This window comes from Ideonella alba, from assembly GCF_018069875.1.
Taxonomy (GTDB): domain Bacteria; phylum Pseudomonadota; class Gammaproteobacteria; order Burkholderiales; family Burkholderiaceae_C; genus Ideonella; species Ideonella alba.
Window position 1 is genome coordinate 110,132 of record NZ_JAGQDF010000002.1, and the last position, 18,936, is coordinate 129,067.

Here is an 18,936-nt window from a genome sequence, read left to right on the forward strand (position 1 = left end):
CATGGGCCTCGACTCTGCACTAGCATCCAGTCACACGTCCTTCGCCCGACCTGCCATGTCCGACCCCGCTCCGTCGCGACCCACCCTGCTCGTCGTCGATGACACGCCGGAAAACCTGGCCCTGCTGGGCGGACTGCTGCGCGGCAGCTTCCACGTGCGGGTGGCCAATTCAGGCCTGCGGGCGCTGCAGGTGGCCGCCCGCACGCCGCACCCCGACCTGATCCTGCTCGACGTGATGATGCCGGACATGGATGGCTTCGAGGTGCTGCGTCGCCTGCGGCGACTGCCCGGACTGCGTGAGACGCCGGTCATCTTCGTCACCGCCATGGACGATGACCGCGACGAACTCGCCGGGCTGGAGCTGGGCGCCGTGGACTACATTCCCAAGCCCGTGCGACCGGCGATCCTGCTGGCGCGGGTGCGCACCCAGCTGGAGCTGAAAAGCGCCCGCGACCAGCTCAGCGACCGCAATGCCAGCCTGGAACACGAGATCGCCCGACGCATGCGCGAGAACGAGCAGATCAAGTCGGCCAGCCTGCACGCGCTGGCCATGCTGGCCGAGGCCCGCGACAACGAGACCGGCAACCACCTGCACCGCACCGAAGCCTATGTGCAGGCCCTGCTGGAGCGCCTGCGCCAGTCGCCCCAGCACGCCGACATCGACGACGACTACTGCCTGATGGTGGCCCGTGCCGCGCCGCTGCACGACATCGGCAAGGTCGGGATTCCGGACGCCATCCTGCGCAAGCCCGGCCGGCTGACCGCCTCGGAATTCGAGCAGATGAAGCGCCACGCCGAGATCGGCGCCGAGGCCATCGCCACCGCGATGTCGCGCGCCACGCCGGAACCCGCCGGGCGCCAGACCGAGGCGCTGAGCTCGGGGGCCCTGCGCTTCCTGGAGATCGCCCGCCAGATCGCCGGCGGCCACCACGAGCACTGGGACGGCAGCGGCTACCCGGCCGGCCTGGCCGGCCTGCAGATCCCGCTGCCGGCGCGGCTGATGGCGCTGGCGGACGTCTATGACGCGCTGGGCTGCCGGCGCGTCTACAAGCCGCCGATGCCGCTCGACGAGGTCGAGCAGGTCATCGTGGCCGGCCGGGGTCGGCAGTTCGACCCCGCGGTGGTCGATGCGTTCGTGGCGCAGCGCGACGTGTTCCGCGCCATCGCCCAGCGCTTCGCCGATGACGATCCTGCCCCTGCCCCCCCCATGCAAGGCCCCGCATGAGCCGCCCGATGCAGCGCCGCACCCTGATCGCTGCCGGCTGTGCGCTGGCCTTGCCCGGACGGGCCCAGCCGTCATCGGCCATCCGTGAGCGCCTGCCCAGCCCGGCCGACCTGGCCCGCGTCCGCGGTGGCGGACTGGTGCTGTACGTGCGGCACGGGCTGACCGACAACAGCCGGATCGACCAGCCCGGCATCACCGATTTCGCCGACTGCTCGACGCAGCGCACGCTGAGCCCGGAGGGACGGCGCCAGGCCGAGCAGCTGGGTGCCGCCATCCGCCGCGCGGGCTGGCCGGTGCGGCGCGTGATCAGCAGCCCGATGTGCCGGTCCCTGGATACCGCGCGGCTGGCCTTCGGCGCACAGGTCGAGACCGATCCGCTGCTGGCCTATACCGCCCACCTGAGCGCCGCCCAGCGCCAGGCCGCACTGGCACGCACCCGGGACTGGCTGAGCCAGGCCGTCCCGGCGGGTGAGCTGCGGGTGGTCGTGGCCCATGGACCCAACCTGTCCGACCTGACCGACTACTTCCCGCCGGAGGCCGCCACCGTGCTGCTGCGCCCCCTGGCCAACGGCCAGTTCGAGTACCTGGGTACGCTGCGCATCGAGCAGTGGGAAAGCCTGCCGCGATGACCCGTGCGCCCCTGAGTCGGCGTCGCCTGCTGTGGTGGGCCCTGCTGCCGGCGCTGCTGGTTGGCGGGCTGCAGCTGCTGGTGGGGATCCTGCCGCTGGAGCTGACCCGACGCGAACTGCTCGAGGACCAGCGGACCGTCGATGCCGACATGGCCACCCTGGCCGAGCTGCAGTCGATCAATGCCCGCCTGGTGGCGCTGCAGCGCTCCTCCGAGACGCTGATCGACGAGGCCGGCGGCGGCAAGCTGGACACGGCCTCGGTGCACCGCGCCCGGGTGATGCACCTGGACGAGCTGGAGAGCATCGAGGCGCAGTTCAAGCGCCTGGCGCCCCAGGTCGAGCGCATCGAAGGCCCTGGTGGCGGGCAGGCAGGCGCGCAGGCGGGCTCTCTGGTGCGCCTGCAGGTGTTCCGCACGGCCCTGGCCTCGGCGCTGGACATGGCGGTGATCGAGCCGATCCGCGCGGTCAGCCTGGGCGATCAGGCGGCGAGCCGGCTCGAGGAGTTCTCTGCGCAATCGGCGCGGCTGTCGCTGCTGACCAGCGAGAAGGCCCGTGACAGCGTGCTGGCGCGCTCGCGTGCTTTCGACGGCGCAGCCACCCGCGCCGCGCTGGCTGCCGCCCTGTGCGGACTGGGACTGTCGGCGCTGTGGTGGTTCGCCGCCCGCTGGCTGGGTGCGCGCACGCTGGTGCTGGGCGGCGCCTTGACCGAACTGGCCCGCTCGCGCACGCCCGACCCGGCCACCTTGCGCCGGGTCGATGAATGGGCCGGCCAGTCCGATGGCGTGCTGGCCGAGCTGGCCCGCGCGGTGCGCAGCTTCGGTGAACTGCGCGAGGAGGAACGCCAGGGCCGCAGCCTGCTGGAGCGCCAGGGCGCCCTGCTCGGCGCGATCGTCCAGGACAGCCCGGACCTGGTCTGGCTCAAGGACCCCGAGGGCGTGTACCTCTCCTGCAATGCCCGTTTCGCTGCGCTGGTGGGCGCTGCCCCGTCCGACATCATCGGCCGCCGCGACGTGGACTTCGTCGGTGCCGACCGGGCCGCGCAGCTGCGCGAAGCCGACCTGGCGGCCCTGGCCAGCCAGGGCCCGATGGCCAGCGAGCTGCAGCTGCGCTTCGCCGACGGGCACGAGGAGGTCTGCCACACGCTGAAGACGCCGCTGCGAGCCTCCGACGGCCGCCTGATCGGCGTGCTGGGCGTGGCGCGCGACATCAGCCAGCTGCGGCAGTCGGAGGAGGCGCTGCGCGCCCGCGAGGAGCAGCTGCGCGCGGTGGTGAGCCAGGCGGCCGACGCCATCGTTGTGCTCGACGAGCGCAGCCTGGCCCTGCTGGAATTCAATGACGCCGCGTGCCAGATGCTGGGCCACCAACGCGACCACCTGACCGAGCGGCGCCTGCCCGAGCTGCACCTGCCGGCAGACCGCCCGGCCATCGAACAGCTGGCCGATGGCCTGCATGGCCTGGAAGTGCACCGCTACCAGAGCCACCTGCAGCATGCCGATGGCCACGCGGTGTCGATCGACGCCAGCGTGCAGCGGCTGCAGTTGCGCGACCGCCGTTGCCTGCTGGTGATGTGGCGCGATGTGACCGAGCGCGAAGCCGCCGCCGTGGCGCTGCAGCAGTACCAGGAGAGCCTGGAGAAGCTGGTCGCCCAGCGCACCGCCGAACTGGCCGCGGCCAAGGAGGACGCCGAAGCCGCCAACCGCGCCAAGAGCGCCTTCCTGGCGGCGATGAGCCATGAGATCCGCACGCCGATGAACGCCATCATCGGCATGGCCCACCTGGCCCTGCGCACGCGGCTGAGCGACCCGCAGCGCGAGTTCCTCGGCAAGATCCAGACCGCCAGCGAACACCTGCTGTCGATCATCAACGACATCCTCGACTTCTCGAAGATCGAGGCCGGCAAGCTGACGCTGGAACCCACCGATTTCGAGCTCGACCGCCTGGTCGACCAGATCCGCGACATGGTCATCGACCGGGTCGAGGCCAAGGGCCTGGAGTTCATCGTCGACCTCGACCACCTCCCACCGGTGCTGCATGGCGACGGCCTGCGCCTGGCCCAGGTGCTGCTGAATTACGTGACCAATGCGGTGAAGTTCACCGACCAGGGCCGGATCGTGCTGCGCGCCAGCGTGCTGCGCGAGGCGGAGCAGCCCGACGAACCCGGTTGCTACCGCTTCGAAGTCAGCGATTCCGGCATCGGCCTGACCGAGGAACAGCAGGAGCGCCTGTTCCAGGCCTTCGAGCAGGCCGATGGCGGCACCACCCGCCGCTACGGGGGCACCGGACTGGGCCTGGCCATTTCCCGGCGCCTGGCCGAAGCCATGGGTGGCCGCGTCGGCGTGCACAGCAGCCCGGGCCAGGGGGCGTGTTTCTGGATCGAGGTGCCGCTGCGCCCGGCGCGTCAGCGCCCGTCCAGCGGCGAGTGGCCGCTGCCGGGATTGCGCACCCTGCTGGTCGATGACATGGCCGAGGCCCGGGCACCGATGGGTGTGCTGCTGGGATCGATCGGTCTGGCCGTGGACGAGGCGGCTGGCGGCCTGGAGGCGCTGGCCATGCTGGGCGAGGCCGAACGCCAGGGCCACCCCTACGAGTTGATGCTGGTGGACTGGAAGATGCCGCTGGTGGACGGCCTGCAGACCGCCCAGCGGGTCGACGCCGCCGGCCTGCTGCGACCGCCGGTGAAGCTGCTGATCAGTGCGGCGCTCGACCTGCCCCCGGGTCTGCTGGCCCAGGGCGGCTTCGCGGGCCACCTGGTCAAGCCCTTCACCCGCTCGGCCCTGTTGTCCGCACTGGCCCGGCTCGGTCCGCAGCTGACCGGTGGCGCGCGTGGGGGCGAGGCGCCGACGCTGGGCGCCGACGAGGCCGAGGATCTGCTCAGGCAGCGCCGTGGCGTGCGGGTGCTGCTGGCCGAGGACGACCCGCTCAACCAGATCGTCGCCACCGGCCTGCTCGAGCGCGTGGGCGTCCAGGTGGTGCTGGCGGGCAACGGCGAAGCCGCCATCGACGCGCTGCGCAACGAGCCCTGCGACCTGGTGCTGATGGACCTCCACATGCCCGGCATGGGTGGACTGGAGGCCACACGCCGCCTGCGCTCGCAGCCCGAGCTGACCCGGCTGCCGATCATCGCGATGACCGCCAGCGCCTTCGGAGAAGACCGTCGCGAATGCCTGGATGCCGGCATGGACGACCACATCGCCAAGCCGGTCGATCCGGACCTGCTCTACGCCACGCTGGTGCGCTGGCTGCCACCAGCGGCCGAGGCTGCGACCGAACAAGCCGGGCAGCCCACCACCGTCAGCGGCGGTCCCCGCGAGTGGGACCAGGCGTTGGAGCGGCTGGAAGCCACCGGCCTGGTCGACACGCGCGGCGCACTGCGCCTGATGCGCGGCCAGGTCGACCACTACCTGCGCCTGCTGGCCCGCTTTGCCGACCTGCATCGCCAGGACCCGGTTCAGCGCCATCTGAGCGCCGGCGACACCCGGGCCGCCCTGCTTCACGCCCACTCGCTCAAGGGCGCGGCTGCCAACCTGGGGCTGCCGTCGGTGCAGCAGGCCGCTGCGGCCCTGGAGGCGGCGCTGAACCGCCATGACACCGACGCCGTGGCGTCGCTGAGCCGCACGCTGGACGACCAGGTCATGGCCACCGTCCAGGCCCTGCAGCAGGCGCTGCCGGTCGAGCGCCTGGCGCCCGCGCCCGGGCAGGACCAGGCGGCGCTGGTGCAGGGCCTGCAGCAGTTGCTGGAGCAGCTGCGTGCCGACGCCCTGGAGGCCACCGACACCTTCGCGCTGCTGCAGCCCGAGCTGCAGCTCACCGCGCCCGCGCTGACCGCCGAGCTGCGCCACCGGATCGAGCGCTTTGACCTGGGCGGCGCCGCCCAGGCGGCCGAAGCCCTGCTCGGCCGCCTGCAGGCCTCGCTCAGCAGCGGATGACGGTCTGGAACCAGACCTCGGTGCCTGCCGGCACCGCCGGCGCCGGCGGCGGCAGCAGCACCGGCGAGTTGATCCAGTGCGCCGTACCGGCGACGCCAGGCATCGGCGGCCAGAACGTGCCGGCGCTGTTCATCTGCCAGCTGATCGGGATCAGCGACGGCTGCACGTAGAACGGGAGGTCATTGTTCCAGCCCGGCAGCGCCGGGTAGCCCGGTGGCGTGGGGCTGAACACCGACGGCGGCAGCGGCTTGGTCACGCGCCACAGCTTGTTGGGCAGCGTGCGCAGGTTGGTGCTGTTGTTGGCGAACACGCAGGTGCCCACGCCGGTCAGCTTGAACTCACCCAGCAGCCCCATCAGGCTGGAGGCGATGTCGCCCACCCAGATGTTGAGATAGAAGTTCTGCCCGGCCGAACTCGTCGGCGGCAGGGCGGTGCCGGTGTAGGTGGCGCCCCAGCCCAGGCCCTGCGAGAACTGGATGCCCGGCACGCTGGGGTTGTCGCTGAGGAAGATCTTGAACTGGTCATCGGCGTTGACCTTGCTCATCAGCATCTGCTGGGCTGACGCGGGAAGGGCCAGCGCGGCCGCGGCGGCCAGGGCCAGACCGTGCCAGGTGAAACGGTGCTTCATCAGTGTCTCCTGCGGCGCTGTGACTGAGCCGATGGCTGCCCTGCGCCTCGGGTGCCACCGCTGCGGACCGCCTGCATGGCAGCCCACGAAGCGCAGCGTGCGCCTGGCAGCCCCCCTGTCCCATCCCTAGACGCCGGCCACCAGGGTTGTCCTGTCCTGACCGCCCATCCCGTTGACGCTGATTCCCGCGTGCACCGGACAGGCGCGGCCCCAGCATGGCGTCCAAGCCAGGTCGGCCCACCAACATGGCCCGTCCAGCGTGGCACCTCTGATGGCTCGTCAAGCGGCCCCAACAACGCAAAAGCCCCAGGTCCTTGCGGAACCTGGGGCTTGAATTCTGGTAGGCGCGATTGGATTCGAACCAACGACCCCCACCATGTCAAGGTGGTGCTCTAACCAACTGAGCTACGCGCCTGTCGTTGAAGCTAGCAGTATATACCGGATTTCGCGCATCCGGCAAATCCGCTCAGCGTCGGCGCACCTGCCGCACGCCGGTGACGCGTGCCACCACCTGCATCACCTGGCGCAGCCGAGAGGCATCGGCCACCTCGACCGTGAAGGTCATGCGCGCGCTGCGGCCATGCAGGTCCTGCACCGACTGCGTGTGCACACCGGTGACGTTCATGCGCTCCTTGGCGAAGACCTCGGTGATGTCGCGCAGCAGGCCCTGGCGGTCGGCGGCCTCGATCTGCACGTCCACCGGGTACACCGCCTCGCCAGGCCGGGACGGTTGGCCCCACGCCACGGCAATCACCCGGTCGCCGAAGCGCTCGGCCATGTGGCGGAAATTGGCGCAGTCGCGACGGTGCACGGCCACGCCCTTGCCGCGGGTGACGAAGCCGCCGATCGCGTCCGGCGGCGCCGGGCGGCAGCAGCGGGCCAGGCTGGTCAGCAGGCTCTCGACGCCCACCACCAGCACGCCGCCACGGGCGCCGCCGGTGTCGGCGCGAGAGCGCTTGAGGGCCGGCACCTCCTCGTCCGCGACCGGCTCGGCCGGGCGCAGCAACTGCTCGATGTGGCGCAGCGAATACTCGTCCTTGCCCACCACCTCGAACAGCGCCTCGGCGTCCTTGAAGCCCAGTCGCTCAGCCAGTTCATCGAGCTTGAGGGCGGTGCGGCCCTCGCGCTGCAGCAGCTTCTCCACCAGTTCGCGCCCGCGCGCCACGGTGACCGCCTGGGCCTGGGCGTTGAACCAGGCGCGCACCTTGGCGCGTGCCCGCGGGCTGCGCAGGAAACCCAGCTCCGGGTTCAGCCAGTCCAGCGACGGCCCGCCCTCCTTGGCCACGGTGATCTCCACCGTCTGTCCGTTGGCCAGTGGCGTGGACAGGGGCACCAGTTGCCCGTCGACCTTGGCGCCGCGGCAGCGGTGTCCCACGTCGGTGTGCAGCGCATAGGCGAAATCCACCGGCGTGGCGCCGGCGGTCAGCTCGACCACCGCAGCCTGCGGCGTGAAGACGTAGATCCGGTCCTCGAAGTCCGGGCCGCTGTGCTCGCCCTGCTGGGCGAAATCGCGTTCCCAGGCCAGCAGCTGGCGCAGCACCGCCTTGCGGGCCTCGGCCACCTTCTCCTCGAACTCGCCGGCGGCGCGCACCCCCGCGTAGCCCTTGCTGCCGGCCTCCTTGTAGGCCCAGTGCGCGGCCACGCCATGCTCGGCATGCTCGTGCATGGCCTGGGTGCGGATCTGCACCTCGATCGGCCGGTCGTCGTCGGCCAGCACCACGGTGTGCAGCGAGCGGTAGCCGTTGGGTTTGGGGCGGGCGATGTAGTCGTCGAACTCGCCCGGCACCGGGCGGAAGCGCTCGTGCACGCGCGACAGCGCGGCGTAGCAGGCCGGCACATCGGCCACGATGACCCGCAGCGCGGCCTTGTCCATCACCCGCTCGAAGCCCAGCTGCTTGCCCTGCATCTTCTTCCAGATGCTGTAGAGGTGCTTGGGGCGGCCGTGCACCACGGCCGCCACGCCGTGCGCCTGCAGGTCGGCCGCCACCAGCCGGCGCAGGGCATCCACGCCCTCCTCGCGCTCGATGCGCTTCTCGGCCAGCAGGCGGGCGATGCGGCGGTATTCCTCAGGTTGCAGGAAGCGGAAGGCCAGGTCCTCCAGCTCCCACTTGATCTGCCAGATGCCCAGCCGGTTGGCCAGCGGTGCGAAGACCTGCGCCGACTCGGCCGCCAGCGCTTGCGGACAGGCGGTCTTGCTGGCCGCATACCAGCGCAGCGTCTGCAGCCGCGAGGCCAGGCGCAGCAGCACCACCCGCAGGTCGCGCGAGAAGGCCAGCAGCATCTTGCGCACCCGTTCGGTCTGCTGGGCCTGCTGGTCGTCGTCGATCTGCGCCTCGCGCGCGGCGCGCTGGATCTGCACCAGCTTGCGAGTCAGCGTGACCAGGCTGGCGAAGGACGGCCCGAAGGCCTTCTCGATCACCTCCTCGGGGCGCTGCAGGTAGTCGCCGGCGTAGACCAGGTAGGCCGCTGCCTGCAGACTGGGCGCACCGCCAATGTCCCGCAGGATGCCGGCCACGCCCTGGGCATGGGCGTAGGCGTCCTCGCCGGTGTCCAGTTCGCGGCCGGCGAGCAGCGGCTCGGCAAAGGCGCGCGCGCGCTCCAGCGCCGCCAGGCTGTCTTCCAGCGCCTGGGCGGCGGCGTGGCGCACCGCGGGCGACTCGCCAGCCAGCGTGACGATCGGCGCCGCGCCTTCGTGCAGCGTGCTTCCGCTCTTCATGCGCCCAGCAGGAACTCCCGCACCGCGGCCACCTGGTCCGGCTGCACCAGCATCGGCGCGTGGCCGACGCCCTCAAACACCCGCAGCCGGGCCCGCGGACCACGGCGGGTCATCTCATCCGCCGTGAGGGCCGACAGCAGATCGGACTGCGCGCCGCGCAGCAGCAGCGTCGGGCAGCGGATCGCGTCATAGCTGGCCCACAGCGCGGCCTCGCCCGCAGCGGCCACGTCGGCCGTCACCTGGCGGAAGGGCACGGCGATCGCCGGGTCGTAGTGGGGCTTGAAGCCGTCGCCCTCGGGCGCCAGCTGCGGCCGGGTCAGGTCCAGCCACTGTTCGCGGGTGTGCGGACCAAACCCCTGCGAGATGGCCCACAGCGCGTCGGCCGCCTCGTCCAGGCTGGCCCAGTGCACCGGCTGACCCAGGTACTGGCCAATGCGCTGCAGCGAGGCGAATTCGATCTTCGGACCCACGTCGTTGAGCACCAGGCGCTGGATCGGCGAGTCCGGCAGCGCCGCCAGGCCCATGCCGATCAAGCCGCCCATCGACGTGCCCACCCAGTGCAGGGTGCGGGCATCCAGGCGCGCCAGCAGCGTCACCATGTCGGCCACATAGGCCGTGATGGCGTAGCCAGCCGGGTTCTTCAGCCAGGCTGAGCGGCCGCGGCCCACCACGTCGGGGCAGACCACGCGGTAGTCGGCGGCCATGGCGCGGGCCAGGGTGTCGAAATCACGGCCCTGGCGCGACAGCCCGTGCACGCAGACCAGCACCTGGTCATTGGCCGGGTCGCCCCACTCCCAGTAGGCCATCCGGTGCAGTCCGCAGGCGCCCAGGCAGCTGACGTCTCTCAGGCGGGGTTCGCTGGCGGTCATGGCGTGTAGTCTTCGTGAAAGCCTGGGGGCCGGATAATCCACTGTAGCAACCGCCAAGGAGATTTTTCGCATGCTCAACGGAAAAACCGCGCTGGTCACCGGATCGACCAGCGGCATCGGCCTCGGGATCGCCAAGGCCCTGGCCGCCCAGGGCGCCCATGTGATGCTCAACGGCTTCGGCGACACCGCCGCCGCCCAGGCCGAGGTCGCCGCTGTCGCCACCGGCGGCGCCCGCGTCGGCTACCACGGCGCCGACATGAGCAAGCCGGCCGAGATCGAGGCCATGGTCCAGGCCTGCACGGCCGAATTCGGCGCCGTTGACATCCTGGTCAACAACGCCGGCATCCAGTTCGTGGCGCCGGTGGATGAGTTTCCGGTCGAGCGCTGGGACGCAATCATCGCCATCAACCTCAGCTCGGTCTTCCATGCCACCCGGGTGGCGCTGCCGGGCATGAAGGCGCGCGGCTGGGGCCGCATCATCAACGTGGCCTCGGTGCACGGTCTGGTGGCTTCGGCCAACAAGTCGGCCTATGTGGCTGCCAAGCACGGCGTGATCGGCCTGACCAAGGCGGTGGCCCTGGAAACCGCCACCACGCCCGTCACCTGCAATGCGATCTGCCCGGGCTGGGTGCTGACGCCGCTGGTGCAGAAGCAGGTGGATGCCCGCGCCGCCGCCGACGGCGTGGACAACGCCGAGGCCACCCGCCGCCTGCTCTCCGAGAAGGAGCCGTCGCAGCAGTTCACCACGCCGGAGGAACTGGCCGCGATGGCGGTGTTCATGTGCTCGCCCGCCGCCGGCAACCTGCGCGGCACCGCCGTCAACATGGACGGCGGCTGGGTCGCCCAGTAAGGCCTGCCCAGCGCTGGATTCAGCGCATCTGCACGCTGCCGTTGACGGTGGCCGTCACCGTGCCCTTGCCCGCCTCGGTGGGCAGCGGCGCGTCCTCGGCCATGCGGGCCGAGGCCATGGCCACGCGCGGCACCGGCACGCCGCCGCCGTCCTGGTCCAGACCCACGTTGACCTCACGCACCGAGAAGCCGCCGTAACCGAAGGCCTTGGCCTGCTCCGCCGCACGGGCGCGAAAGCGGGCGATCGCCTGGGCCGTCACCTGCGACTCGACCTGTTCACGCGCCTCGCGCGACAGGCTGAAGCCCACGCCGGCGATGCTCATGCTGCTGATGCGGCCGCCCAGCTGGCTGATCGCCGCCATATCGCGGCCTTCGACCAGCAGCCGGGTGCTACCCTGCCAGCCGCTGATCTGGCCCTTGCTGCCATAGCGCGGGTAGATCGAGAAGCCGCCCGTCTGCACCTCGACCTGACCCGGCCGCGCCACGCGGCGGGCCTCGGCCAGTGCGGCCTCCAGCGCGGTCTTGAGCTGCGACTGCACGACGCCGGCATCGCTGCCCTCGCGGCTGGCCTGGAAGCTCAGTGACATCCAGTCGTGGGGCACGTCGACGCTGGCGCTGGCGCTGAGCGTCAACACGCCCTGCGGCACCGGGCCAGGTGCCGCCGCAGCGGTCTGCGCCAGGGCGGGCACAGCGGCCAGCGAGGCCAGGGGGATCAGCAGCGTGTGGCGGCCGAGTCGCTTGAGGGAGGTGGTGTGCGTCATGGCTCCACAACGCACGGCAGGCCGCAGCCGATGACCCGGCCTGACCGGGGGCAACAGTTGTAACAACGGGTCAAGTAACCCTGGGCAATCCGGCTTTGCCAAGCACAATCGGCTCTGTTACAAATTGGGGACACGCCATGAATGCCACCGCCACGCCCAAGCAGGACCGGGTCGTCGTCGTTGACGACGACGCCCGCATCCGTGACCTGCTGCGTCGCTACCTCACCCAGGAAGGCTTCGAGGTGCTGCTGGCCGAGGACGCCAAGGCGCTCAACCGCCTGCTGACGCGCGAGACGATCGACATGATCATCCTCGACCTGATGCTGCCAGGCGAGGACGGCCTGTCGATCTGCCGCCGCCTGCGCGCCGCCAACGACCCCACGCCGATCATCATGCTGACGGCCAAGGTCGAGGACGTCGACCGCATCGTCGGCCTGGAGGTGGGCGCCGACGACTACCTGCCCAAACCCTTCAACCCGCGCGAGCTGCTGGCCCGCATCCACGCCGTGCTGCGCCGCCGCCCGCGGCTGGAGGCCCCTGGCGCGCCCTCCAGCGAGGCCGAGATCGTCAAGTTCGGCCCCTTCGAGTTCGACCTCTCGCTGCGCCGCCTGACCAAGGACGGCGAGCCGATCACGCTGACCACCGGCGAGTTCTCGATGCTCAAGGCGCTGGTGCGTCACCCGCGCCAGCCGCTGTCGCGCGACAAGCTGGCGCAGCTGGCGCGCGGCCGCGAGTTCGAGCCCTTCGACCGCAGCCTGGACGTGCAGATCTCGCGCCTGCGCAAGATGCTCGAGCCGGACCCGTCCAACCCGCGCTACATCCAGACGGTCTGGGGCGTGGGCTACGTCTTCGTGCCTGCTGAAGGACCGGCTTGAAGCGTCCCGCGTTCACGCTGAACCTGTTCTGGCGCACCTTCTTCCTGCTGGGGGTGCTGCTGGCCGGTGGCGTGTTCGCATGGGTCATCACGCTGCGCCAGCTGGAGTTCGAGCCGCGGGCGGTGCAGGCGGCGCAGCAGATCGCCAGCCTGGTCAACCTGTCACGGGCGGCGCTGCGCTACTCGGACGGCATCAACCGCATCGCCGTGGTCAAGACCATGAGCGAGCAAGAGGCCGTGCGGGTGCTGCCCCGCGAGCCCAAGGACCAGTGGGAGCCCTTCGAGACCGACCGCTTCACCCGCCTGGTGGCCGCCGACCTGCGCGCCCGGCTGGGCGAGGACACCATCATCGCCCGCACGGTGAACAACCAGACCGCGCTGTGGGTGGGCTTCCAGATCGAGCACGACCCCTACTGGATGCAGGCCGAATACGCCCGACTGGAACCCCTGACGCCCAGCACCTGGTTCCTGTGGGTCATCACCGCGGTCATCGCCACGGTCCTGGGTTCGGTGGCCGTGGCCCGCCTGATCAACCGGCCGCTGAAGGACCTGTCGTTTGCCGCCAGCCGCATCCGCGAGGGCGAGTTCGACTCCCGCCTGGACGAGACCACCATGACCAGCGAGATCCGCGCGGTCAACATCGGCTTCAACCGCATGGCGCGCGAGCTGGCCAAGGTCGAGGAAGAGCGGGCGGTGATGCTGGCGGGCATCAGCCATGACCTGCGCACGCCGCTGGCGCGCCTGCGCCTGGAGGCCGAGATCTCGGTGTCCGACGAGGAGGCCCGCCGCAACATGGCGATGGACATCGACCAGTTCGACAACATCATCGACAAGTTCATGGACTACGCCCGCCCGGAGGACGCCAAGGTGCGACCGGTGGACCTGGCGCAGATCATCGAACGCGAGGCCATGGCCTTCCGCGACACCAGCCAGATCCGCATCCTGCTGAAGCTGCCGCAGAGCCTGGTGGTGCAGGGCGACGAGGTGGAGCTGGGCCGGGTCTTCGCCAACCTCTTCGAGAACGCGCGCCGCTACGGCCGCACCCTGGACACGGGCGTGGCCAAGGTCATCGTCAGCCATGTGCAGACCGGCGTGGACGTGATCGTCACCGTGCGCGACCACGGCCCGGGCGTGCCGCCGGAGAAGCTGGGCCACCTGACAACGCCCTTCTTCCGCGGCGACGCCGCCCGCACCGCCGCCAGTGGGGCCGGCCTGGGCCTGGCCATCGTCAAGAAGACGCTGCAGCGCATGGGCGGCACGCTGGACCTGGCCAATGCGCGCGACAGCGGGCTGATCGCCCACATCCGGCTGAAGAAGGCCTGAGCGCGTCGCGCCGCAGGGCCGCGCATCAGTGGCGCATCAGTGGCGCATCAGCAGGCACACCGCCCGCGTCTCGATCGCGCGGCCCTCGCCCACCGGGCCCATCTTCTCGGCCGTCTTGGCCTTGACGTTGACCCGCTCGGGCGCAATGCCCAGCGCTTGGGCGATGCGGGCCACCATGGCCTGGATGTGCGGCGCCATCTTCGGCGCCTGCGCGACGATGGTGCTGTCGACGTTCACCACCTGCCAGCCGGCGGCCTGCACGCGGCGCACCGCCTCGCTCAGCAGGCGGTGCGAGTCGGCGCCGGCGAACTCGGAGGCGGTGTCCGGGAAATGGCGGCCGATGTCGCCCAGGCCGGCAGCGCCCAGCACGGCGTCGGTGATCGCGTGCAGCAGCGCGTCGGCGTCCGAATGGCCCAGCAGGCCCAGCGCATGCGGGATCGTCACGCCGCCCAGCACCAGTGGCCGGCCAGCGACCAGGGCGTGGGTGTCCCAACCCTCGCCCACGCGGATCTCGGGAATGCCGGGAGTCATTCAGCCACCTCCATGCGCTCGGAAAGCGTCCAGCGCACGCCGCTGGGGTCCACCAGGTCCAGATCGCGACGGCCCCAGGCGCGCTGCTGTGGCGGCTGCACCGCCACGCCGTAGCGCGCCGCCAGGCCAGCCTGCTGGATGCGCGCCCACAGGGCGTCCAGATCGTCCACCGTCAGGTGCAGGTGCTGCGCATGGGCGGCCTGCGGGGCCTCGTGGCGCTGCAGCAGGAAACCGGCGCGGCCCATCCTGAAGCCGGCCAGGTCGCCCATGGCGAATTCGCGGGTGAAACCCAGGTCCTGGTAGAACTGCTGTGCGGTGGCGAAGTCGCGCGCCGGCACGGTGGCGCGGATCTCGGGGCCGCCGCGGCTGGCCAGCAGGCGCTCGGCCAGCGCGAAGTCGGGCGGGAAGGTGATCTTCAGGTTCTCCCAGTCGCCGCGCACCAGACGCGGGCGGTGGCCCAGCGCCTCGACAGCGCTGGCCTCATCGGTCACCTGCTCGCCGGCAAAGGCCAGTGCGGGCGCCAGCAGGCCCAGGCGGAACATCTGCGGCGTCTGGGCCGCCCATTTGCCGGCGCGGTCCACGGTGGCGGCCACGCGGCCATCCTGCTCGCTCTTGAGGGTATCGGCCAGCGGCAGCGCCAGCAGGCCGCCGATCTCGTCGTCCTGGCAGGCGTCGATCAGGCGGTCCACCCACTCGGGCTGCAGCAGGCAGCGCGCGGCGTCATGCACCAGCACCCAGTCCTGCGGCTGGGCGCCGCGCGCACGCAGCTCGTTCAGGCCGTTGGCCACGGTCTCGGCGCGGCTGGCGCCGCCGGCCTTGGCCAGCCACAGGCGCTCACCGGCCAGGCCGGGCAGGTCGTCCTCGAACTGCTCGTCGTCGGGCGCCAGCACCACCAGCGTGCCCGCCAGGCGCGGCACGCGCGCCAAGGCCGTGAGGGTGTGGGCCACCAGTGGCCGGCCCGCCAGCGGCTGGTACTGCTTGGGGCCCAGCGTGCCGGCCCGGGTGCCGGTGCCGGCACAGGGCACCAGGGCGAAGAAGCGGGGTTCGGCCCCGACGGCGTACGTTGTCATCGACTGAATTCTAGAATCGATGCCCTCACGCCCCCCTGCGCCGCGCACGGGGGCGTGTCGTCATTGCTGCCCCCTGCCCCATGCAACTGCCCGTCATCGCCCCCGGCAAACGATTCACCCTGCCGCGCCCGATCGGCTCCGCCGACGCCTTGCTGCTGGCCCACCACGCCCAGGCACGGGTGGCCGACGGCCAGCGCCTGGCCGTGGTCACCGCCGACCCGGCCGACGCCCAGCGCCTGGCCGACGAGATCCCGTTCTTCGTCCCCGGCCTGCGGGTGGCCGTGTTCCCGGACTGGGAAACCCTGCCCTACGACAGCTTCAGTCCGCACCAGGACCTGATCTCGGAGCGGCTGGCCACGCTGTGGCGCATCCACCAGCAGGAGGTGGACGTGGTGCTGCTGCCGGCCACCACCGCCCTCACCCGGCTGGCGCCGCCGTCCTTCCTGGCCGGCACCACCTTCGCGTTCAAGCAGAAGGCCCGGCTGGACGAAGCGGCGCTCAAGCGCCAGCTGACCCTGGCGGGCTACACCCACGTCAGCCAGGTGGTGTCGCCCGGCGAATACGCGGTGCGCGGTGGCCTGATCGACCTCTTCCCCATGGGCTCGAACGTGCCCTACCGGGTGGACCTGTTCGACGACGAGATCGACTCGATCCGCACCTTCGACCCCGACAGCCAGCGCAGCCTCTACCCGGTGCCCGAGGTGCAGTTGCTGCCCGGCCGCGAGTTCCCGATGGACGACGCCGCCCGTCAGCGCTTTCGCGAGCGCTGGCGCGAACTGCTGGAGGGCGACCCCACCAAGAGCCGCATCTACAAGGACATCGCCCAGGGCATCGCCACCGCCGGCATCGAGTACTACCTGCCGCTGTTCTTCGAGGACACCGCCAGCATCTTCGACTACCTGGGCGAACAGGCGGCGCTGGTGCTGCACGGCGAGGTCGACGAGGCGCTGCAGCGCTTTGCCGCCGACACCCGCGAGCGTCACCGATTCCTGCAGCACGACCCCGACCGGCCGATCCTGCCGCCGGACGCCATCTTCCTGAAGACCGACGAGTTCTTCGCCCGCGCGGCGGCGCATGCGGTGCTGTCGCTGCGCGGCGCCGCCGAGGTGGACTGGGCGCGCCCGCTGCCCGGCGTGGCCACGGACCGCGGCAGCACCGAGCCGCTGTCGGCGCTGGAAAAGCACCTGGACAGCACGCCCCACCGCGTGCTGCTGGTGGCCGAGAGCGAAGGCCGGCGCGAGAGCCTGCTGGAGCTGCTGCGCGACCACCGCATCGAGGTGCCGGCCGTGGCGTCGCTGGCCGAATTCCACGCCGGCACCGAGAAGGTGGCGATCACCGCCGCCCCGCTGGCCGCCGGCTTCTTCTGGCATGAGCCGGCCCAGGGCATCGCCACCCAGTTCCTCACCGAAACCGAGCTCTTCGCCGCCGCGCCCAGCTCCCGGCGGCGCCACCGCAAGCAGGAGCAGACCAGCAGCGTCGATGCGCTGATCAAGGACCTCTCGGAGCTGAAGATCGGCGACCCGGTGGTGCACTCGGCGCATGGCATCGGCCGCTACCAGGGCCTGCTGCACATCGACCTGGGCGAAGGACCGAGCGAGTTCCTGCACCTGGAGTACGCCGACAAGGCCACGCTCTATGTGCCCGTCAGCCAGCTGCACCTGATCAGCCGCTACACCGGCGTCAGCGCCGAGGAGGCGCCGCTGCACAAGCTGGGCTCGCAGCAGTGGGACAAGGCCCGCCGCAAGGCCGCCGAGCAGGTGCGCGACACCGCGGCCGAGCTGCTCAACCTGTACGCGGTGCGAGCCGCCCGCCAGGGCATGAGCCACCGCTACTCGGCGCATGACTACGAGGCCTTCGCGGCCAGCTTCGGTTTCGAGGAGACCGCTGACCAGCGCGCCGCCATCCATGCGGTGATCCAGGACATGGTCAGCCCGCGGCCGATGGACCGGCTGGTCTGTGGCGACGTGGGCTTCGGCAAGACCGAGGTGGCCCTGCGCGCCGCCTTCGTCTCGGTGATCGGCGGCAAGCAGGTGGCGCTGCTGGCACCCACCACGCTGCTGGCCGAACAGCACTACCAGACCATCGTCGACCGCTTCGGCAAATGGCCCGTCAAGGTGGCCGAGCTCAGCCGCTTTCGCACCCCCAAGGAAGTCAAGGCCGCGCTGGAGGGCATCGAGGCGGGCACGATCGACATCGTCGTCGGCACCCACAAGCTGCTCAGCAAGGACGTGAAGTTCAAGCGCCTGGGCCTGCTGATCATCGACGAGGAACACCGCTTCGGCGTGCGCCACAAGGAGGCGATCAAGGCGATGCGCGCCGAGGTCGATGTACTCACCCTCACCGCCACGCCCATCCCGCGCACGCTGGGCATGGCGCTCGAGGGCCTGCGCGACCTCAGCGTGATCGCCACCGCGCCACAGCGCCGGCTGGCGATCAAGACCTTCGTGCGCAACGAGGGCAGCGGCACGATCCGCGAGGCCGTGCTGCGCGAGTTGAAGCGCGGCGGCCAGGTCTACTTCCTGCACAACGAGGTCGAGACGATCGAGAACCGGCGCCAGAAGCTCGAAGAGCTGCTGCCCGAGGCGCGCATCGCCGTGGCCCACGGCCAGATGCCCGAGCGCGAACTCGAGCGGGTGATGCGCGAGTTCACCGCCCAGCGCTTCAACCTGCTGCTGTGCTCGACCATCATCGAGACCGGCATTGACGTGCCCACCGCCAACACCATCGTCATCAGCCGCGCCGACAAGTTCGGCCTGGCGCAGCTGCACCAGCTGCGCGGCCGGGTGGGCCGCAGCCACCACCAGGCCTACGCCTACCTGCTGGTGCCCGATGTCGAAGGCCTGACCAAGCAGGCCGCGCAGCGCCTGACCGCGATCCAGGAAATGGAGGAGCTGGGCTCAGGCTTCTACCTGGCGATGCACGACCTGGAGATCCGCGGCGCCGGCGAGGTGCTGGGCGACAGCCAGAGCGGCAACATGATGGAGGTGGGCTTCCAGCTCTACAACGAGATGCTGGCCGAGGCCGTGCGCGCGCTGAAGAACGGCCAGGAACCCGACCTGCTGAGCCCGAACAGCGCGGTGTTTGGCGGCGGCACCACCGAGGTCAACCTGCACGCCCCCGCCCTGCTTCCTGATGCCTATTGCGGCGACGTGCACGTGCGCCTGAACTTCTACAAGCGCCTGGCCAGCGCCGAGCGGCCTGAGCAGCTGGACACCCTGCTGGAGGAGATCACCGACCGCTTCGGCAAGCTGCCCGCCCAGGGCCAGAACCTGTTCGACAGCCACCGGCTGCGCATCCAGGCCCAGCGCTGCGGTGTGCAGAAGGTGGACGCCGGACCGCGCGCGATCACCATCAGCTTCCGCCCGAATGCGCCGGTCGACGGCCAGCGCATCGTGGCGCTGGTGCAGAAACACCGCCACATCCGCCTGGCCGGCAACGACAAGCTGCGGGTCGAGCGCGAGATCGCCGAACCCCGGCTGCGCGCCGACATGGTGCGCGACCTGCTGCGCTCCCTGACCAGCTGACACCGGCCTGC

The 18,936-nt window shown here is 70.9% G+C and carries 13 protein-coding genes and 1 tRNA gene; 7 read left to right on the plus strand and 7 right to left on the minus strand.

Annotated elements, in window-relative coordinates:
* Positions 1-55: 55 nt before the first annotated feature.
* From KAK07_RS03500 to KAK07_RS03510, 3 genes are read left to right on the plus strand one after another with little or no spacing between them, the layout of a single operon-like run.
* Complete coding sequence (locus KAK07_RS03500; RefSeq protein WP_210853926.1) at positions 56-1,225, plus strand: HD-GYP domain-containing protein; 1,170 nt, start codon at positions 56-58, stop codon at positions 1,223-1,225.
* 8 nt (positions 1,226-1,233) lie between these two features.
* On the plus strand, positions 1,234-1,854 hold the full coding sequence (locus KAK07_RS03505) for a histidine phosphatase family protein (protein ID WP_210853925.1): 621 nt from the start codon (positions 1,234-1,236) through the stop codon (positions 1,852-1,854).
* Entirely contained in the window at positions 1,851-5,780 is a 3,930-nt protein-coding gene (locus KAK07_RS03510; RefSeq protein WP_210853924.1) for a response regulator, read from the plus strand. Before KAK07_RS03505 ends, KAK07_RS03510 begins: the two co-directional genes overlap by 4 nt.
* On the opposite strand, the gene KAK07_RS03515 is transcribed toward KAK07_RS03510, so the two are convergent.
* The 4 genes from KAK07_RS03515 to KAK07_RS03530 form a co-directional block, all read right to left on the minus strand.
* Positions 5,767-6,408: a hypothetical protein gene (locus tag KAK07_RS03515; RefSeq protein WP_210853923.1), complete on the minus strand. Its 642-nt coding sequence runs from the start codon at positions 6,406-6,408 to the stop codon at positions 5,767-5,769. The genes KAK07_RS03510 and KAK07_RS03515 overlap by 14 nt on opposite strands.
* Positions 6,409-6,746: 338 nt before the next feature.
* Positions 6,747-6,823: transfer RNA gene (locus KAK07_RS03520), tRNA-Val, on the minus strand.
* 51 nt (positions 6,824-6,874) lie between these two features.
* Positions 6,875-9,124, minus strand: a complete 2,250-nt coding sequence (locus KAK07_RS03525) for a RelA/SpoT family protein (RefSeq protein ID WP_210853922.1) — start codon at positions 9,122-9,124, stop codon at positions 6,875-6,877.
* A complete protein-coding gene (locus tag KAK07_RS03530) occupies positions 9,121-9,993 on the minus strand; it encodes an alpha/beta fold hydrolase (RefSeq protein ID WP_210853921.1) in 873 nt (290 codons plus the stop codon). The genes KAK07_RS03525 and KAK07_RS03530 overlap by 4 nt, the downstream gene beginning before the upstream one ends.
* 70 nt (positions 9,994-10,063) lie before the next feature.
* On the opposite strand from KAK07_RS03530, the gene KAK07_RS03535 reads away from it, so the two are divergent.
* Entirely contained in the window at positions 10,064-10,843 is a 780-nt protein-coding gene (locus tag KAK07_RS03535) for a 3-hydroxybutyrate dehydrogenase (RefSeq protein WP_210853920.1), read from the plus strand.
* A gap of 19 nt (positions 10,844-10,862) precedes the next feature.
* Here KAK07_RS03535 and KAK07_RS03540 read toward each other — a convergent pair whose 3' ends face one another.
* Positions 10,863-11,603, minus strand: coding sequence for an SIMPL domain-containing protein (locus KAK07_RS03540; RefSeq protein WP_210853919.1), 741 nt, complete (start codon positions 11,601-11,603; stop codon positions 10,863-10,865).
* A gap of 137 nt (positions 11,604-11,740) precedes the next feature.
* On the opposite strand from KAK07_RS03540, the gene ompR reads away from it, so the two are divergent.
* Together ompR and KAK07_RS03550 are read left to right on the plus strand one after the other, a co-directional pair.
* Positions 11,741-12,478 carry an osmolarity response regulator transcription factor OmpR gene (ompR, locus tag KAK07_RS03545; RefSeq protein ID WP_210802136.1) on the plus strand — a complete coding sequence of 246 codons (738 nt, stop codon included), beginning with the start codon at positions 11,741-11,743 and terminating at the stop codon, positions 12,476-12,478.
* Complete coding sequence (locus KAK07_RS03550; RefSeq protein ID WP_247661079.1) at positions 12,475-13,800, plus strand: sensor histidine kinase family protein; 1,326 nt, start codon at positions 12,475-12,477, stop codon at positions 13,798-13,800. Before ompR ends, KAK07_RS03550 begins: the two co-directional genes overlap by 4 nt.
* Before the next feature lie 36 nt (positions 13,801-13,836).
* Here the strand turns inward: KAK07_RS03550 and ispF are convergent, their stop codons facing one another.
* Together ispF and ispD are read right to left on the minus strand one after the other, a co-directional pair.
* Entirely contained in the window at positions 13,837-14,331 is a 495-nt protein-coding gene (gene ispF, locus KAK07_RS03555) for a 2-C-methyl-D-erythritol 2,4-cyclodiphosphate synthase (RefSeq protein WP_210853918.1), read from the minus strand.
* Positions 14,328-15,401 carry a 2-C-methyl-D-erythritol 4-phosphate cytidylyltransferase gene (gene ispD / locus KAK07_RS03560; protein WP_210853917.1) on the minus strand — a complete coding sequence of 358 codons (1,074 nt, stop codon included), beginning with the start codon at positions 15,399-15,401 and terminating at the stop codon, positions 14,328-14,330. The genes ispF and ispD overlap by 4 nt, the downstream gene beginning before the upstream one ends.
* 80 nt (positions 15,402-15,481) lie before the next feature.
* On the opposite strand from ispD, the gene mfd reads away from it, so the two are divergent.
* Positions 15,482-18,925, plus strand: coding sequence for a transcription-repair coupling factor (gene mfd / locus KAK07_RS03565; RefSeq protein WP_210853916.1), 3,444 nt, complete (start codon positions 15,482-15,484; stop codon positions 18,923-18,925).
* Positions 18,926-18,936: the final 11 nt, after the last annotated feature.